The sequence below is a fragment of the Actinomadura luzonensis genome, from assembly GCF_022664455.2.
GTDB lineage: Bacteria > Actinomycetota > Actinomycetes > Streptosporangiales > Streptosporangiaceae > Nonomuraea > Nonomuraea luzonensis.
Genome location: NZ_JAKRKC020000002.1, coordinates 1,050,625 through 1,068,159 on the forward strand (window position 1 = coordinate 1,050,625; position 17,535 = coordinate 1,068,159).

General features: G+C 76.1%; 13 protein-coding genes and 1 pseudogene. 5 read left to right on the forward strand and 9 right to left on the reverse strand.

Features of this window, described 5'->3' with window-relative positions:
* Positions 1 to 60: 60 nt before the first annotated feature.
* Together MF672_RS35110 and MF672_RS35115 are read left to right on the forward strand one after the other, a co-directional pair.
* Complete coding sequence (locus MF672_RS35110; protein ID WP_242381833.1) at positions 61 to 1,101, forward strand: NAD(P)/FAD-dependent oxidoreductase; 1,041 nt, start codon at positions 61 to 63, stop codon at positions 1,099 to 1,101.
* 20 nt (positions 1,102 to 1,121) lie between these two features.
* Positions 1,122 to 2,234, forward strand: coding sequence for a Glu/Leu/Phe/Val family dehydrogenase (locus MF672_RS35115; protein WP_242381832.1), 1,113 nt, complete (start codon positions 1,122 to 1,124; stop codon positions 2,232 to 2,234).
* A 394-nt stretch (positions 2,235 to 2,628) separates the two neighbouring features.
* Here MF672_RS35115 and MF672_RS35120 read toward each other — a convergent pair.
* The 4 genes and pseudogenes from MF672_RS35120 to MF672_RS35135 all read right to left on the reverse strand — a co-directional run.
* Positions 2,629 to 3,501: pseudogene (locus MF672_RS35120) on the reverse strand (cysteine--tRNA ligase); the annotation flags it as partial.
* Between the two features lie 11 nt (positions 3,502 to 3,512).
* On the reverse strand, positions 3,513 to 3,983 hold the full coding sequence (locus MF672_RS35125; protein ID WP_242381830.1) for an OsmC family protein: 471 nt from the start codon (positions 3,981 to 3,983) through the stop codon (positions 3,513 to 3,515).
* A gap of 184 nt (positions 3,984 to 4,167) precedes the next feature.
* Complete coding sequence (locus tag MF672_RS35130; RefSeq protein ID WP_242381829.1) at positions 4,168 to 4,542, reverse strand: STAS domain-containing protein; 375 nt, start codon at positions 4,540 to 4,542, stop codon at positions 4,168 to 4,170.
* A gap of 119 nt (positions 4,543 to 4,661) precedes the next feature.
* Complete coding sequence (locus MF672_RS35135) at positions 4,662 to 5,945, reverse strand: ArsB/NhaD family transporter (RefSeq protein WP_242381828.1); 1,284 nt, start codon at positions 5,943 to 5,945, stop codon at positions 4,662 to 4,664.
* Positions 5,946 to 6,104: 159 nt separating this feature from the next.
* Between MF672_RS35135 and MF672_RS35140 the strand changes: the two genes are divergently transcribed.
* Positions 6,105 to 6,647 carry a hypothetical protein gene (locus MF672_RS35140; protein ID WP_242381827.1) on the forward strand — a complete coding sequence of 181 codons (543 nt, stop codon included), beginning with the start codon at positions 6,105 to 6,107 and terminating at the stop codon, positions 6,645 to 6,647.
* A 1-nt stretch (position 6,648) separates the two neighbouring features.
* On the opposite strand, the gene MF672_RS35145 is transcribed toward MF672_RS35140, so the two are convergent.
* The 3 genes from MF672_RS35145 to MF672_RS35155 form a co-directional block, all read right to left on the reverse strand.
* A complete protein-coding gene (locus MF672_RS35145) occupies positions 6,649 to 7,674 on the reverse strand; it encodes a LacI family DNA-binding transcriptional regulator (RefSeq protein ID WP_242381826.1) in 1,026 nt (341 codons plus the stop codon).
* A 230-nt stretch (positions 7,675 to 7,904) separates the two neighbouring features.
* Positions 7,905 to 9,644, reverse strand: coding sequence for a carboxylesterase/lipase family protein (locus MF672_RS35150; protein ID WP_242381825.1), 1,740 nt, complete (start codon positions 9,642 to 9,644; stop codon positions 7,905 to 7,907).
* A complete protein-coding gene (locus MF672_RS35155) occupies positions 9,641 to 12,130 on the reverse strand; it encodes a beta-glucosidase family protein (protein ID WP_242381824.1) in 2,490 nt (829 codons plus the stop codon). Before MF672_RS35155 ends, MF672_RS35150 begins: the two co-directional genes overlap by 4 nt.
* Positions 12,131 to 12,348: 218 nt before the next feature.
* Here MF672_RS35155 and MF672_RS35160 point away from each other — a divergent pair, with 218 nt between their 5' ends.
* The gene (locus MF672_RS35160) at positions 12,349 to 13,185 is read left to right on the forward strand and encodes an IclR family transcriptional regulator (RefSeq protein WP_242381823.1); all 837 of its coding nucleotides are present in this window, start codon (positions 12,349 to 12,351) and stop codon (positions 13,183 to 13,185) included.
* Between the two features lie 72 nt (positions 13,186 to 13,257).
* On the opposite strand, the gene MF672_RS35165 is transcribed toward MF672_RS35160, so the two are convergent.
* Positions 13,258 to 14,232 carry an aldo/keto reductase gene (locus MF672_RS35165; RefSeq protein WP_242381822.1) on the reverse strand — a complete coding sequence of 325 codons (975 nt, stop codon included), beginning with the start codon at positions 14,230 to 14,232 and terminating at the stop codon, positions 13,258 to 13,260.
* A 129-nt stretch (positions 14,233 to 14,361) separates the two neighbouring features.
* On the opposite strand from MF672_RS35165, the gene MF672_RS35170 reads away from it, so the two are divergent.
* Positions 14,362 to 15,108, forward strand: a complete 747-nt coding sequence (locus MF672_RS35170) for a phytanoyl-CoA dioxygenase family protein (protein WP_242381821.1) — start codon at positions 14,362 to 14,364, stop codon at positions 15,106 to 15,108.
* A 10-nt stretch (positions 15,109 to 15,118) separates the two neighbouring features.
* Here the strand turns inward: MF672_RS35170 and MF672_RS35175 are convergent, their stop codons facing one another.
* A complete protein-coding gene (locus MF672_RS35175; protein WP_247815576.1) occupies positions 15,119 to 17,533 on the reverse strand; it encodes a SpoIIE family protein phosphatase in 2,415 nt (804 codons plus the stop codon).
* Between the last annotated feature and the right edge of the window lie 2 nt (positions 17,534 to 17,535).

The following is a 17,535-nucleotide window of genomic DNA, read 5'->3' on the forward strand; positions in this document are numbered from 1 at the left end:
GGCGCGGCCCCCGCTTGGGAGGCTGGAAGCGGGGACGCCCGCCGGAAGGTCGTGATCGAGATGCGCGAGAAGGTCCTCGTACTGGGCGGCGGATTCGGCGGGCTCACCGCCGCGCTCCGCGTCAAGCGCGCGCTGGGGCAGGACGCCGACGTCACCGTGGTCTCGGCCGCCGACCGGTTCCTGTACACGCCGTCGCTCGCCCGGCTCCCGTTCGGCCGGCGGCGGCCGGAGGAGCTGGGCTTCCCGCTGGCGCCGACGTTGTGGATGCGCGAGGTGCGGTTCGCGCAGGCGACGGTGACCGCGATCGACCCGGCCGCCCGGCTGGTGCGGACCACGGCCGGCGAGCACCCCTACGACCACCTCGTCGTCGCCACCGGCTGCCGCGACGACCTCGCCGCCCTGCCGGGCCTGGCGGAGGCCGACGGCGCCTGGTCGGTCACGACCCTGGAGGGCGCCCTGCGGGCGGGGGAGGGCTGGCGGGCCTTCCTCGACGATCCCGGGCCCGTCGTGGTCGGCGCCGCGCAGGGCGCGTGCTGCCCCGGGCTCGCCCGCGCCTTCCTCGCCGCCCTGACGGCGGAGCTGCGGCGGGCCGGGCTGCGCGAGCGGACGCCCATCGCGTACGTGACCGCCGGCGGTGAGCGGCGGCTCGCGGCCGCGCTGGAGCGCCAGGGCGTGCAGGCCGTCACCGGCGCCGTCATGACCGAGGCCGCCCCCGGCAAGCTGCGGCTGGCCGACGGGACGACGCTGGCCTACGCGTACGCGATGATCGTGCCGCCCTCGGCCGGCCAGGACGTCGTGCGCGCCGTGCCCGGCCTGACCGACGCCAGGGGCTTCGTGCCCGTTCTGGACACCTGCCGGTCACGCGCCCACCCCGGCCTGTACGCCGTCGGCACGGCCACCGGCCCCGGGGCGGGGCCGCACGCCACCGCCCAGGCGCGCGTGGCGGCGGTCAACATCGCCGCCGCGATCCGCGGCGAGCCGCCCGCCGCCTACCGGCCGGGCCTCGCCGTCCCGGCGCCGCCGCGCTCGCGCGCCGCCGGAGCCCTGTTCGAGAAGTACTACCTCTGGAAGGCCAGGCACGGCTACGTACGGCTGCCGTGACGGCGGAGAAGGTGAGGGACTTGGTACGCGAGATCACAGCCGCGTGGCAGGCGGACGAGCTGGGACCGGCGAAGGTGGTGTTCCTGCGGCCGATGCCGCGGATGGCCGCCGTCGTCGTGATCGACAACGTCACGCTCGGGCCCGCGATCGGCGGGGTGCGGATGACGCCCACGGTGTCCGTCGCCGAGGTGGCCCGGCTGGCGCGGGCGATGACGCTGAAGAACGCCGCGGCGGGGCTGCCGCACGGGGGCGGCAAGTCGGGCATCTACCTCGCGCCCAGCATGGACGGCGCGCCGCGCGAGCGCGAGATGCGCGCCTTCGCCCGCGCCATCGAGCAGCTCACCGACTACATCCCCGGCCCCGACATGGGCACCGACGAGAGCTGCATGGCCGCCGTGCACGACGAGATCGGGCGCGCGGTGGGGCTGCCCGCGGTGCTCGGCGGCATCCCGCTCGACGAGCTGGGCGCCACCGGCCACGGCCTGGCCTGCTGCGCCGACGCGCTGGCCGCCGACAAGGTCCTGGAGCTGGACGGCGCCCGCGTGGTCGTGCAGGGGTTCGGCGCGGTCGGCGCGCACGCGGCGCGCTTCCTCGCCGAGCGCGGCGCGCGGGTGATCGCCGTGTCCGACGTGCTCGGGGCGACGTACCGGGCGAGCGGGCTGGACGTGCCCGCCCTGCTGGACGCCAAGCGGGCGGGGGAGCCGGTCGGCTCCTTCCGCGGCGGGGTGCGCTGCGAGCGCGACGACATCCTGTGGCTGGAGTGCGAGATCCTCGTCCCCGCCGCCGGGCCCGACGTCCTGACCGCGCACAACGCGGGACGGGTGCGCGCCAGGACCGTGCTGCAGGGGGCCAACATCCCGGCCACCGCCGAGGCGGAGCGCATCCTGCACCAGCGCGGGGTGCTGTGCGTGCCGGACATCATCGCCAACGCCGGGGGCGTCATCTGCGCGGCCGTCGAGCAGCGGGGCGGCGGCCGGGCGCAGGCGTTCGGCACCATCGAGGAGAAGATCCGGGCGAACACCGCCGAGCTGCTGGACCGGCTCGCGGCGGCCGACGTCGCGCCGCGCGAGGCGGCGACGGCGATGGCGCTGGACCGGCTGCGCACCGCCGCCGCCTACCGCCGCCACTTCTGACGGCCCCGGCGCCGCCCCTGCCCGCACCACGCCCGCCCTCGCCCGGCACCACCCGCGCCCGCACCAGGCCCGCCCTCGCCCGGCACCACCGCCTCGGCCGGCCGGGCTCGCGCTGCCGGGCTCGCGCTGCCGGGCTCGCGCGGTCAGGTGAGGGCGAGCACGCCGAGGACGGTACGGGCGGCGAGTCCGCCCTCGTCCTCGGCGATCGCCAGCGCCGCGGGCACGTCCCGGTCGTCCAGCAGGGCGCGGACCGCCGCCGCGCGGGCCGCCTCCGACGAGCCGGGCCGCCCGCCGCCGTGTGCAGCCGGTCCAGCCGGGCGGCGGCCGCCTCGGCCGCGCCCGGCGCGTAGTCCCAGTCCTGCCGCCATGGGTGGCCGAGCAGCATCAGGCGCAGCGCCGCCGCCGGATGGCGGGCCAGCAGGTCGGCGGTGAAGACCAGGTTCCCCGCCGACTTGGCCATCTTGGCGCCGTCCACCCGCACCACGCCGACGTGCAGCCAGGCCCGCGCGAACGGCCGCACCCCGGTCACCGCCTCGGCCATCGCCGCCTCGTAGGCGTGGTGGGGGAAGCGCAGGTCGCCGCCGCCGGCGTGCACGTCCAGCGCCGGGCCGAACGTGGTCAGCGCCATGGCCGCGCACTCCGCGTGCCAGCCCGGCCGGCCCGGCCCCCAGGGGCTCGGCCAGGCGGGGCCGTTGTCCCGGGACGGCAGCCAGACTGTCACGTCCAGCGGGTCCTTCTTGCCCGGGTCGTCCGGGTGGTCGCCGTACTCGGCCAGCAGCGGCAGCGCCGCCTCCCTGCCGAGCCCGGCCCGCTCGGGCACGCCCGCGCCCCGGAAACGCACGCCGCCGTCGCTGACGTAGGCGTGCCCGGCGTCCACCAGCGCGGCGGCCAGCGCGATGACCTGGGGGACGTGGTTGTGGGCGCGCGGCTCGTACGTCACCGGGGCCACGCCCAGCGCCGCCATGTCGTGCTCGAAGTGGAACTGCTGGACCGCGGCGAAGCTGTCGTACGGGCTGCCGGCCCGCCGCGCGGCGCTGGTCAGCACGTCGTCCACGTCGGTGACGTTGCGGCACACCTCGACGCGCACGCCCGCGTGCCGCAGCACCCGCGCCGCCGCGTCGGCCCACACGAACGTCCTGGCGTGCCCGAGATGCGTGGTGTCGTACGGGGTGATGCCGCACACGTACATGCGGGCCCGCCCGACGAGCGGCAGCCGCCGGCCGCCGAGCACCGGGGGCGGGCTGACGGGGCCGGTGAGGTGGGACATCCCGCTCCCCCTCACGCGTCCGCGCCGGTCAGCTCGACGACGACCTCGGGTGGCTGGTGCAGCGTGTTGTGCACGGTGCAGCGCGAGATCACGGCCAGGAACGCGGGCCGCCGCTCGGCCGGCAGCCCGGGCGCGGCCACCCGCAGCCGCACGGCGGCGACCCGGGCGGGCCGGTCGGCGGCCAGGCCGAAGTCGGCCGTCACCCGCAGCCCGTCCCGCGCCGCCCCGTGGCGGGACAGGAAGCGCCCGGCGTAGTACGCCACGCACGAGGCCAGGGAGGCGACGAACAGCTCGGTCGGCGTCGGGCCGCGGTCCGTCCCGCCGTCGCGGACCGGCTGGTCGGCCGTCAGCGTGTGGTCCCGCACAGTGATCGAGTAGGACTCGCCGCCGGTGTGCGCCACCTCGACCCGTCCGGGCGGCGCCTGGGCGGGCCGGGGCGGCGCGGGGGCCTGGGGGAGGGTCGTGGCGTTGCGGGCGTCCATGGTGATCTCCTTCGTTCGCCAGGGAACACGCGGTGACCCTTCAGGTGTAGGCCGGAGGAGGGGAGATGGGGAGGGCCCAAAGCCCTCACCGGCGCGCCTTCGGGCCCCCGCCCGCCCGCTCGCGGGCTCGCGGGGATCGGCGGGCCGGCCCGCCGGGTCAGCCGGGCGGGTCGGGCCCGTCAGGTCAGCCGGGCGGGTCCGGCGTGGTCAGGGCGGCGAGGCCCGCCTCGATCGTGGGCCGGTGCTCCAGGCCGGGCGCCCCGCCCGCGCCGAGCAGCGCGGCGCCGCCGGTGACCACCAGGCGGCCGCCCGCCCGCCGGGCCTCGCCGGTGGCCCAGCGCAGCACCTCGCAGCCCGGCTCGTCCAGCCCGGTCAGCCCGCCGAGGTCCACCACGACCGCCGGGACGGCCTGCGTGGCCAGCGTCTTCATCAGGTACATCCGGGTGATCTCCACCGGCGCGCCGGACAGCGGCCCGCCGAGCTCGATCAGCAGGATCTCCCCGCGGCTGCGGATCCTGATCGAGAAGTCGCCGGGGTCGTCGGGTGCGGTAGGTGCCATCGGTCAGGGCTCTCCAGGGGTCGGCGAAGACGTCGCCGACCAGACTTCCCGGCACACCCGCGACGACCATACCGGGCCCAGGCGGGAGACAGCAGCCGGATACCGGGTGAAGGCGCTCGTCACAGAAGGTAGCGCACCCACAGGTAGGGCGCGACCAGGGCGATGGTGACCACCGTCACGATGAGCCCGTATTTGGTGAACTGCCAGAAGCTGATCGGGGTGCCGTTGCGGGCGGCGATGCCGAGCACCACCACGTTGGCCGCCGCGCCGACGGCGGTGGCGTTGCCGCCCAGGTCGGCGCCGAAGGCCAGCGCCCACCACAGCGCCTGGTGCCCGCCCGGCGCGTGGACGAGCTGCTCCACGATCGGGCTCATCGTGGCGACGTACGGGATGTTGTCCACGATCGCCGACAGCACGCCCGACACGCCGAGCAGCCCCATCGTGGCCAGCTCGGGGCGGCCGGCGGTCGCCGACACGGCGGCCTGCGACAGCGCGCCGATCACCCCGGTCTCCACCAGGGACCCGACCATGACGAACAGCCCGGCGAAGAACACCAGCGTGGGCCACTCCACCTCGGCGATGGCCTGCTCGGTCGTCACCTTCGTGACCGCGACCAGCACGCCCGCGCCGAGCAGCGCGACGACGGACGGCTCATAGTGCAGCACCGGGTGCAGCACGAACGCCGCCATCACCAGCGCCAGCACCACCAGCGACTGCCACAGCAGCCGCCGGTCGCCGAGCGCCTCCCGCTCGTCCAGCTCCATGATCTCCGCCGCCCGCCCCGGGTCGTAGCGGAGGTGCCGGCCGAACATCAGCCGGCACAGCCCGACGAACACCGCCACCAGCACCACGACCATCGGCGCCATGTGCACGAGGAAGTCGTTGAACGTCAGGCCGCCCCGGCTGGCGATGATGATGTTCGGCGGGTCGCCGACCAGCGTCGCCGCGCCGCCGATGTTGGAGGCCATCGCCTCGGCGATGAGGAACGGCGCGGCGGGCAGCGCCAGCCGCTCGCACACCAGGAACGTCACCGGCGCGATGAGCAGCACGGTGGTCACGTTGTCGAGCAGCGCCGAGGCCGAAGCCGTGATGATCACGAGCAGCGCCATCAGCCGGAACGGCCGCCCGCGCGCCCGTTTGGCGGCCCAGATCGCCAGGAACTCGAAGACACCGGTCTCCTTCAGCACCCCGACGATGATCATCATGCCGAGCAGCAGGAAGATGACATTCCAGTCGACGCCGGTCTCCTGCGAGAAGAACGCCGGCCCGGCCGCGGTGGCGTGGATCAGCAGCATGATCCCCGCCCCGCCGAGCGCGGCCGCGACCCGGTGCACCTTCTCGGTGGCGATCAGCGCGTACGCGGCCAGGAAGACCGCCACGCTCACCCAGGAGAGCGCGCTCACGCGGCGAGCCGGTCACGGAACTGCACAGGCACATCCCTCTGCTCATAACGGACAAAGGACTCGCCGACCAGACTTCCCGGCACACCTCCCCTCAACCTATCAAGGAACGCCACCCCGGCGGGGCGTGGCAGCATGGGGGCGGGGGGAGGAGGGCGGGGCATGGCATTCGGGGTGCGCCAGTTCGAGCTGGCGCTGATGCATCGCATGCGCGACCTCGGCGCCGCCCGCGTCGAGGACGCGCTCCGGGCCATGGGCGTCACCCGCGCCGAGCTGCGGCAGGCGCACGCGCAGTGGACGGCGATGGCCCACTCGCCGCGGGCGCCCAAGGGGTGGCGGGCCTTCCGCGCGGTGCTCGGGCCGCCCGCGTACGAGGGGGCCCGGCGGGCCGGCAGCCTCACCTGCGACGTGGCCCGCTGGGCGCTGCCGTCGTGGCCGGACCTGCAGTTCGAGGTCCTGGCCGGGCCCGGCGGCGAGGTGTTGAACCAGTGGTTCGTGCGGCCCGGCGGCGGGCGGGCGCCGGCGTTCGCCGAGCTGACGCCGTGGAGCTGCGTGGTCGCCGACGTCGAGGCCGGCTTCGCCGACGTCTCCCACCTCGAGGGCCCGGCCCCCCACCACTGGACGGTCGGCTTCACGCACGAGGGCACGCGCTACCGCGCCCGCTTCGTCCACGGCCTCTACCAGCGCCTCGACCGCGCCGGCTGACTCACCCCGCCGGCGGGGCCGCGGCGCGGGCCGCCGTGGAGGTGCGCTCGACCAGCTCCGGCTGGAAGATCACGTGCCGGTGCTGGTGCCCCGAGGTCTGGTCGGCCTCCTCCAGCAGCATCAGCGTCGCGCTGTGCCCGATCTGCTCGCGCGGCTGCCGGATCGACGACAGCGGCACGGCGGCCGCGGCGGCGAAGTCGATGTCGTCGTAGCCGAGGATCGCCACGTCGTCGGGCACCCGCAGCCCGCGCTGCGTCAGCTCCTGCAGCACCCCCAGCGCCACCAGGTCGTTGCCGCAGAACACCGCCGTCGGCCGGGCCGCCGGCGACAGCTCGGCGATCTCGCGGCCCGCGGTGCGGCCGGTGGCGACGTTGAGGTCGGGCAGCCGGATGACGGTCAGCCGGGCCCGCTCGCCCAGCTCGCCCGCCAGCCCGTCGCGCCGGTCCTCCACCTGCCGCACGCTGAACGGGCCGCCCGCGTACGCGATGTGCCGGTGCCCCCGCTCCAGCAGGTGCCGCCCGGCCAGCCGGCCGCCGAGCACGTCGTCCACCGCGACCGCGCAGCCGTGGCTGACCCGCGAGGAGTTGTCGAACACCACGACCGGGATGCCGCGCGACACCAGCCGGTCCAGCCGCTCCCGCTGCCCCCGGTCGTTGACCGGCGTGATGAGCACGCCGAGCGGCCGCTGCTCCTCCAGCTCCTCCAGCAGCCGCTCCTCCCGCTCGGCGTCCTTGCTGCTGTTGAACACCATCACGGTCAGCTTGTCGCGCTGCGCGGCCGTCTCGACGCCGCTGAGCACGTCGATGAAGAACGGGTTGGCCAGGTCGAGCGCCACGACGGCGAGCGTGCGGCTGCGGCCCGCCCGCAACTGCCGGGCCGAGCCGTTGCGGACGTAGCCGAGCTGAGCGATCGCGGCCTGCACGCGCTCCCGGGTGTCGGGAGCCACCATGTCGGGACGGTTGAGCACGTTGCTCACGGTGCCGACGGAGACCCCGGCGAGGCGGGCGACCTCTTTGATGCTCGACATCGTTCCTCAGGTCGGGTGGGCGGGGGCACGGGCGACACGCCACCGGCGGACGGCCCTGACAGGCGGGGTTGAATCGTGTCAACGTGTGGAGTCGTCCGGAGCCTCACCTGGTTACCGCATCCACCGGCCTGATCATAGCTTATGTGATCGCGGCGGTGCTGAATCGTTTTACCCCGCTGCCCCGGCGGGCGGGGCGGGGCGGGGAACGGGGTTCGAGCATAGCGGGCCGGTCAGCGGCCGGCCCAGAGGTCACAGTGGTGCTCGGCGGACATGACGGACATCGGGACCGGGACCGAGCGGCCGCCCGCGCGCAGGGACAGCACCAGGGACGTCCCGTTCAGCGGCGGCCAGGGGGAGGAGCCCGCCGCGCGCGGCGCGCCGGCGCGGGTGAAGGAGCCCCAGTAGCCCACCATGTCCCGGGACAGCCGCCGCTCGGCCGCGTCGAACAGCGGCGCGATCGGGGTGCCGTTGTCGAAGCTCGGCCACAGGTACGCCAGCTCCGCCGCGTGCCCCGCCCCCCACACGTACCCGGCGGGCTCCGGCGACAGGCCCGGCCCGGTGCGGTGGTCGAAGCGGTAGGCGTGCACCCGCGTGTAGGCGGTCAGCTCCCCGGCCAGGCGCAGCGCCGGGCAGCCGCCGATGCCGGCCAGCAGCCCGGCGTCGGTGGCGATCGCGCCCGTCAGGTACGCGCCGGTGAACCGGTCCGGCCGGGCCGGCCACGGATAGCGGGCCAGGACGTCGGCCGCCCGGTCGCCGAACCCGGCCCGGACCCACTGCTCGTACTGCTCCCCGGTCCAGTCCAGGTTGCCCTGCGTGAAGGTGCGGCCCTCGTCCCGGTTGTAGCCGATCAGCAGCGGCACCCGCTGGAACCGGCCCGCCCGGACCGCCGTGTCGGGGTTCTCCGGCAGCGCCGGGGTGCCGTACAGGAAGGAGGCGTACTGCGGGCCGTCCACCAGCCGGGCCGGGCTCAGCGCGCGCAGGCACGCGGCGGCGGCCGCCGCGTCCGGGCAGCCCAGCGTGGCCGCGATCGACAGGCCCGCCTGCTCGCCGTCGGCGTAGGGGCGGGCCGGGCAGGAACCGCTCTGCAGGGCGGCCCGCTCGTACCGGCCGGCCGAGCCCGGCGCGGTGAGGTGGGCGCACACGGAGAAGGCGCCCGCCGACTCGCCGTCGATCGTCACGCGGCCGGGGTCGCCGCCGAACGCCGCGATGTCGCGGCGCACCCAGCGCAGCGCGGCCTGCTGGTCGAGCAGGCCGTAGTTCCCCGACCCACCCGCCTCGGCGGCCAGGGCCGGGTGGGCGAGGAAGCCGAAGACGCCGAGCCGGTAGTTGACGCTCACCACGACGACGTTCGCCCGCCGGGCGATCAGGCTGCCGTCATGCTGGTCGGCCGAGCCGTTCAGCAGGCCGCCGCCGTGGATCCAGAAGAGCACCGGCAGCCGCCGCCCGGGGCTCGTCGGCGCGGGGCTGAACACGTTGAGGTAGAGGCAGTCCTCGGTCTCGGAGCGGGGGCCGTTGCTGCTGGCGGCGGCGGGGCAGCGGGCGCCCCACGCGGCGGCGTCGCGCACGCCCGGCCAGGACGCGGCCGGCTGCGGCGCGCGCCAGCGCAGCCCGCCGACGGGCGGGGCGGCGTACGGCAGGGCGAGGAAACGGTCCACACCGCCGTCCCGCACCCCCCGCACCACCCCGCCCTCCACCCGCACCACCGGCCGTCCCGCACCCGAGCCGGTGGCCGTGTAGGAGCCGGTGGCCGTGTAGGAGGCGGTGGCCGTGTAGGAGGCGGTGGCCGTGTAGGAGGCGGTGCTCGCGTAGGGGGCGGTGCTCGTGTAGGGGGCGGTGCTCGTGTAGGAGACGGCGCTCGCGTCTGGGACGGCGCTCGCGGCTGGGACGGCGCTCGCGGCGGCCGGTAACGCGGGGAGCGGCAGGAGCGCCAGGGCGGCCGTCGCGAGCGCGATCGCGGGTGCCCGCCTCATCGCACCGTCACCTCCTGCCGCAGCCGCAGGTCCCGCGAGGACGCCCCGACCTCGACCGCGCGTCGCCCGGCGGCGCGCACCCACCGCCCGTCCCCCCAGTACCGCAGCGCCCGCCCCGGCACGGTCACCGTGACCCGCCGCCGCTCCCCGGGGGCGAGCCGGACCCGGGCGAAGGCCGCGAGCTGCCGCGGCGGCATGGGCACGGGCGGGCCCGCGGGCGGCGTCAGGTACACCTGCGCCACCTCGACGCCCTCCCGGCGTCCGGTGTTGGCCAGGGTGAAGGAGACGCTCAGCCCGTCACCGGCGGGCCGCACCGACAGCCCCGAGTAGCCGAAGCGGGTGTACGACAGCCCGTGCCCGAACGGGAACAGCGGCTCGATGCCGTGCGCGTCGTAGTGCCGGTACCCGACGAACACGCCCTCGCTGTAGAGCGCCGTGCCGTTCACGCCGGGATAGCGCTCCTGCGGGGCGGTCGGCGCGTCCTCGGCCCGCGCGGGGAACGTCACCGGCAGCTTCCCGCCCGGGACCGCCGCGCCCAGCAGCAGCTTCGCGGTCGCGTCCGCGCCCTCCTGCCCCGGGTACCACAGCTGCAGCACCGCCGGCACCCGCGCCAGCCACGGCATGAGCACCGGGTCGCCGGTGTTGAGCACGACGGCGGTGCGGGGGTTGGCCGCCGCGACCGCCTCGACGACCGGGTCCTGCGCCTTCGGCAGGGCGAGGCTCGCCCGGTCGGCGCCCTCCGTCCCCTCGTTGAAGGCGAACACGACCGCCGCCCGCGCCCCGCGCGCCAGCGCCGCCGCCTCCTCCAGGGCCTCCTGCCGCCGCTCGGGCGTGATCCAGGCCAGCCGGACCTGCAGCGGCGTCCCCGCCGTGCCGGCGGCGGTGACGCGGATCGCCGTGGCGCGCCCGCCCTCCAGCCGGACGGCCGCGCCGGCGTTGGCGAGCCCGTCCGTGGTCGCGATGAGGCTGCTGTTGCCGCCGAACAGCGCCCCGGCCGAGCCGATCCTGACGCCGTCCACGGTGAGCGTGATCGAGCCGCCGAACGACGGCGCGCCGCCCGCGCCCTGGACGCGCAGGTCGTAGTCGCCGCTCGCGGGAGCGGTGATCGTGCCGGTCCAGGTCCAGGACGAGTCGGCGGGCAGCGCGGCGTCGCCGGTGTGGTCCACCTGGGCGACGCTCTCCGGGTCGCCGCCCTGCTGGGTGCGCTGCAGCGACAGGGCGCTCGCCGGGACGGGCACGCCTTGGAGGTCGACGCCGGTGGCGAAGCGCACCTGCGCGCCGTGGCGGCGCAGCGCGGCGAGCGGGCTCTCCGCCGCCGCCGGGATCACGTGGGCGCTGCCGCCCCCGCCGACCAGCGGGCTCGCCGCGGTGGGGCCGATGACGGCCAGGTCCGCCGCGTCGGCCCGGCCGAGCGGCAGCAGGTCGCGCTCGTTGCGCAACAGCACCGCGCCGGCCAGCGCGACCTCCCGCGCCGTCGCCGCCCCCGCCGCCGGGTCGAACGCCGGTCGCGGCCGGCCCGCGCCGAGCAGCCCGAACCGGTCGAGCTGCAGCAGGACGCGGCGCACCGCCCGGTCCACGACGGACTCGGCGAGCCGCCCCGAGGCGACGGCGGCGACCAGGGCCGAGAAGTGCGTGCCGGAGGGCATCTCCATGTCGAGCCCGGCGGTGATCGCGGGCACGTCGCTGTGCGTGCCGCCCCAGTCGGACATCACCCAGCCGGGGAAACGCCAGTCGCCGCGCAGGATCTCGGTGAGCAGGCGCGGGTTCTCCGAGCAGTACAGGCCGTTGACGCGGTTGTAGGCGGCCATGACCGCGCCGGCGCCGGCCGCCATGGCCGCCTCGAACGCCGGCAGGTAGATCTCGCGCAGCGTGCGCTCGTCCACGCGCGCGTCCACGTTCTGGCGGCCGTTCTCGAAGTTGTTGGCCGCGTAGTGCTTGACGGTGGCGATCAGCCCCTCGCCCTGGATGCCGCGCACCTCGGCGGACACCATCGCGGCCGCCAGCACCGGGTCCTCGCCGAGGGTCTCGAAGTTGCGGCCCGCCTGGGGGACGCGCACGATGTTCGTCATCGGCGACAGCAGGACGTCCATGCCGAGGGCCCGGCCCTCCCGCCCGACGGCCGCGCCGAACCGGCGGGCGAGGTCCGGGGCGAACGTCGCGGCGAGCGCGACCGGCGCGGGCATCGCCGTGGCGCGCGCGGTGACCCGCACCCCGGCCGGGCCGTCGGACAGGCGAAGCTCGGGGATGCCGAGGCGGGGCACGCCGGGCACGTACCCGGCCTGGCCCTTGGAGGCGGGGTCGGTGGCGCCGTGCAGCAGCGACACCTTCTCCTCCAGCGTGAGCTGCCGCAGCAGGGCGTCCACGCCGGGCCGCCGCCCGGGGGCGCGGCCGGGCGCGGCCGGTGCGACGAGGGCGACGGCGGCGGCTCCGGCCAGCAGGCGGGCCGCGTCGCGGCGCGTCAGCGCGGGGTTGAGCGCTACAGCCATGGGACAGCTCCTTCGAGGGTGGGCTGACAGGCTCGGTTGCGCCCCGAAACATATGAGGGTGGCGGGGGCCTGGATACCGCTCTCTCCGTTGAACGGAAGACTTTCCGGCCGGACTTTTACCTGCGGCGCGGGGCTGGACCCGCACGGCGTGCCGGTTTACCGTGCCGCCAGAACCGGAGAAACCGGGCGAAGCGGTCGATCCCGGGAAGGCGACGACCATGACGACACCAGGGACCACACCCGGCAAGCGGGAAGACAGTGCCCCGGCCAAGGTCCACCGGGGGATGCGGCCGGCCGGGGAGCTGCCCGGGCCCGGCGGGCGGAGCGTCACCAGCCGGGTCCTCAGCGTGCTGGACGCCTTCTCCGGTGAGCGGCGCCGGATGTCCCTGTCCGACATCAGCCGGCGCACCGCGATGCCCTTGACGACCGCGTACCGGCTGGTCAGCGAGCTGGTGGCGTGGGGCGCGCTGGAGCGCGACCGGGACGGCCGCTACCAGATCGGGCTGCGCCTGTGGGAGGTGGCCGCGCTCGCGCCGCGCGGTCCTGGGCTGCGCGAGGCCGCGATGCCGTTCCTGGAGGACCTGTACGAGGCCACGCACCAGCACGTCCAGCTCGCCGTGCTGGACGGCGCCGACGTCGTGGTGCTGGAGCGGATCTCCGGGCGCGGCTCGGTCGGGGTGCGGGGCCGGGTGGGCGGCCGGCTGCCCGCGCACGCCACCGGGGTCGGGCTGGTGCTGCTCGCCTACGCGCCGCCCGAGGCGCAGGAGCGGTACCTCGCGGGGCCGCTGGTGGCCCTCACCGAGCGGACCGTCGCCGACCCCGGGCGGCTGCGGGCGGTGCTGGCCGGGGTGCGGCGCGACGGCTACGCGATCAGCGACCGGCAGGTCCAGCTGGACGCGGTGTCGGTGGCGGCGCCGGTGCGGGACGCGGCCGAAGGGGTGGTGGCGGCGCTGTCGGTCGTCGTCCGCGCCGGTGACCCGCAGCCGGGCGTCCTGGTGCCGCCCGTGGTCGCCGCCGCCCGCGGCGTCTCCCGCCGCCTCTCCTCCCGCGCCTGACCGTGCCCGTCCCTGACCGTGCCCGTCCCTGACCCCGCTCGCCCCTCGCCGCCCCTGGCCGCGCCCGCCCGGTCAGGCCGGGATGCCGGCCTCCTTCGCCGCGTGGTCGATGGCGGCGAGCTCGTCGTCGGTGAAGCCGAGCCGGTCCACGGCGGAGACGTTGGCCTCCAGCTGCTCGGGGCTGGACGCGCCGACCAGGACCGAGGTGACGCGCGGGTCGCGCAGCGCCCAGGCCAGCGCGAGCTGCGCGACCGTCTGCCCCCGCCCGGCCGCGATTCCCGCCAGCGCCCGCACGAACGCCAGCACCTCCGGCGTCACCCGGTCGGGCGTCAGGAAGCGCCCCTCGGCCGCGCGCGAGCCGGCCGGGATGCCGTCGAGGTAGCGGTCGGTGAGCAGCCCCTGCGCCAGCGGCGAGTACACCACGCAGCCCACGCCCTCGCTCTCCAGCACGCCGAGCAGCCGCTCCTCGATGCCGCGCTGGAGCAGCGAGTACGGCGGCTGGTGCACCAGCAGCGGGGTGCCGAGGCCGCGCAGCAGCCGGGCGATCTCCGCGGTGCGCTCGGGGGAGAAGTTGGACACGCCGGCGTAGAGGGCGCGGCCGGTGCGCACCATGTGGTCGAGCGTGGCGGCCTGCTCCTCCAGCGGCGTGTCCTCGTCGTCGCGGTGCAGGTAGAAGATGTCCACGTGGTCGAGGCCGAGGCGGGCCAGCGAGCGGTCGAGGGTGGCCAGCAGGTGCTTGCGGGAGTTGCCCTTGCCGTAGGGGCCGTCCCACATGGGGTTGCTGCCCTTGGTGGTGACGACCACCTCGTCCCGCAGCGACCTGGGGAAGATGCGGCCGAACGCGGCCTCGGCGGCGCCGATCGGCGGGCCGTACCTGTCGGCGATGTCGAAGTGGGTGATGCCCAGGTCCAGCGCCTTGTGCAGGATCGCGCGCTGGCTCTCGACGGGCTTGCCCTCGCCGAAGTTGTGCCACAGGCCGAGCGAGACGGCGGGCAGCAGCAGCCCGCTGCGACCGCACCTGCGGTACGGCTGGCGTTCGTAGTCCACGGTGACCCTTCCGCATGATCGCGATGAATCGTTTTACCAGCCACGTTACCGCAGGCCCTTCCTGGACGGAAAGCGCTTGCCAAGCTGGCGGGTCCCCCCATCCGCCGCCCCGGCTGGCATCCTTGAGCCATGACCGGACCGCCGTCACCGGCACGGCTCTACCACGATCAAGGCTACGTCCTGGTCAAGGGCCTGCTCAGCGCCGGCGAGGCGGAGACGTACCGGCAGGAGTGCCACGCGGTGCTGGCGCGGCTGCGCGGCGGCGACCCCACCTGGGGCAGCGCCCGCGCGCTCGCCGGCCGCCCCACCGAGCTGCGGCACTGCCACGACGCGCAGTTCCGCTCGGCGGCCTTCTCCCGGCTCATGCTCGACCCGCGCTTCACCGGCCTCGCGGCGGCCCTGATCGGCTCGGAGAACGTCCAGCTCCACCACACCAAGATCTTCGTCAAGCCGGCGTCGAACGGCTCGCCGTTCCCCCTGCACCAGGACTTCGCGCACTTCCCGCACACCCGGCACACGGTCGCCGCCGCCATCTTCCACTTCGACGACGCGCCCGAGGAGAAGGGCTGCGTCCGGGTGGTGCCGGGCAGCCACAAGGGCGGCCCGCTGCCGCACGTCGAGGAGGGCGGCTGGCACCTGCCGCCCGCGCGGTGGCCGCTGGAGGCCGCCGTGCCGGTCGAGGCCGAGGCCGGCGACGTGCTGTTCCTGTCCTACCTCACCGTGCACGGCTCCGGCGTCAACCGCTCGCCGGAGCCGCGCACGACCCTGCTCATCCAGTTCCGCGACCCCGAGGACCGGCCCGCCGACGACGTGCACCGCTCGCGCGGGCAGGGCATGATGCTGCGCGGCGTCGACCCGGCCGGGCCCGCGGGGTGAGCCGCGGCGTTCAGTGGAGCTGCACGCCGATGAGGCAGGTGTCGTCGTCGGTGTCGGAGTTGCAGTGGATGAGCAGGTCGTCCAGGCGGTGGTCCAGGGTGGCGGCGCCGCGGGCGGCGATGGCGAGCAGGCGGTCCTGGGCGTGGCGGAGGTTGTGGTCGCGCCGCTCGATGAGCCCGTCGGTGTAGAGCAGCAGGGTGTCCTCGGCGCGCAGGTCCAGGCGTCCCTCCTCGTAGACGGCGTCGGTGAACGCCCCCAGCAGCGGGCCCTTGATCATCGGCAGCTCGGAGCCGTCCGTGCCCCGCAGCAGGATCGGCGGCAGGTGCCCGGCCCTGGCCCAGGACAGGACCCGGCCCACCGGGTCGTACAGGCCGCACACCGCCGTGGCGGTCAGCCGGCCGGCGAGGTGGTGGGCGACGAGGTTGAGCCACGACATGAGCTGGGCGGGCCCGGCGCCGGTGGCGGCCAGCCCGCGCATGGCGTTGCGCAGCACCACCATGCCGGTGGCGGCCTCGACCCCGTGCCCGGCCACGTCGCCCACCGACAGCAGGATCTGCCGGGACGGCAGCTCGACCACGTCGTACCAGTCGCCGCCCACCAGGTGGTCCTTCTGCGCGGGCCGGTAGCGCACCGCGATGTGCAGCCCCGCCGAGTTCACCGTGCCGTGCGACGGCGGCATGATCGCGTGCTGGAGCTGCAGCGCCAGCCGGTTGCGCTCGGCCGACTGCTGCTCGGTGTGCGCGAGCTGGTCCCGGGTGACGGCCAGCGCCACCTCCGTCCAGTGCTGGGAGGAGATGTCCTGGTACGCGCCCCGCACCGCCATGAGCCGCCCGTCCGGCCCGAACACCGGCTCGGCGACCACCCGCATGTGCCGGGCCATGCCGTCCAGCCGCCGCAGCCGGAACGCGGCGGCGGCGAAGCGCCGGTGGTGCAGCACGGTCCGCAGGAAACGGCCGACGGCCACCTCGTCGTCGGGATGGGCGTGGTCGCGCAGCCGCTCCAGCGGCACCGGCGGCTCGCCCGGCGACAGGCCGTACAACGAGTAGAGCTGCGCGTTCCAGGTGATCTCGCCGGTGATCGCGTTCTCCTCGAACCCGCCGATGCGGCCGAGCCGCTGCGCGTGCTCCAGCAGCCCGGCCAGGCGGGCGTCCTCGTCGTGGTCGCGCCACACCAGCAGCACGCTCGCGCCGTGCCGGGTGATGCTGACGTCGGCGACGCCCGTCATGCTGAGCGGCAGCGGCATGCGCTCGGACCGGAACGGCTCGCCGGTCGCGTGCACCTGCTCGACCCGCCCGAACAGCCCGCCCGCCGCCAGCGGGAACGCCTCCAGCAGCAGCCCCCCGGCCTTGAACGGGTACGCCTCCAGCGCCTGCGCCCCCTCCAGCCGCCGGTTGACGTGCTGCACCCGGAAGTCGGCCGGCGCGCCCCGGCCGTCCAGGTGGGGCCGCAGCACCAGCGCCGGGTCCGGCAGCGCGTCGGCCAGGTCCACCAGCTCCGACAGCGCCGCGACGGCCTTGCCCGGCGGCTCGGCCGGCGGGTCCAGGGTGTGCGCGCACAGCTCGGCCAGCGCCTCGATCTGCCGCTCGATGCGGCGCGGCCCGGCCGGCAGCTCGTACGGCCAGCACAGCTCCAGCACGCCCAGCACCCGCCCGCCCGCGAGCATCGGCGCGGTCACCCGGCCGCCGCGCGACGGGCCGTGCCGGCCGATCGACGGCAGCGCGCCGCCGGCGTGCCAGATCGTGCGCCGCTCGGTCAGCGACCGCCCGGCCGGGGTCGCGACGCCGGGCGGCACGTGGTGCCAGCGCCGGGCCTCCTCCACGCCGAAGCCCGCGTACCCGGCCAGCGACAGCGAGGCGTCCGGCCCGGCCGCCCACACCGCGACCGCCGTCGCGCCGAGCGGCGGCAGCGCGTGCTCCAGCAGGGAGCGGGCCACGGCCTGGGTGTCGCCCGCGCCGAGCGCGGCGCTCTCGGCGGCGCGCAGCGGCACCGACGCCTCGGGCTCGTCCTTGGCGGCCTCGGTGATGCGGTCGCGGGCCGCCTGGTTGACCACGTCGGCGGCCAGCTCGACCTGTGACACGCCGCTCCTGCCCGCCAGCGTGGCCAGCTGCTCGGCCGCCTGCGCGGGGCCGCAGCGCAGCCGCTCGACCAGCACGCCCTTGGCCAGCTCGACCAGGGCGCGGTCGTCGGCGGCGCGGCGGGAGTCGGCCAGCTCGCGCCGCAGCCGCTCCACCGTGGCGGCCAGCCGGGCCAGGTCGCCGCCGTCGCCGTCGCCGTCGCCGTCGCGGTCGCGGTCGCTGTCGCCCTCACGGTCGCCGTCACGGTCGCCGTCCCCGGACTGGACCTCCTCGGGCGCCGCGTCCTCCGGGCCCACGTCCACGCCGTCGTTCACGCGGTCGTTCACGCGGTCGTTCACGCCGTCGTTCACGC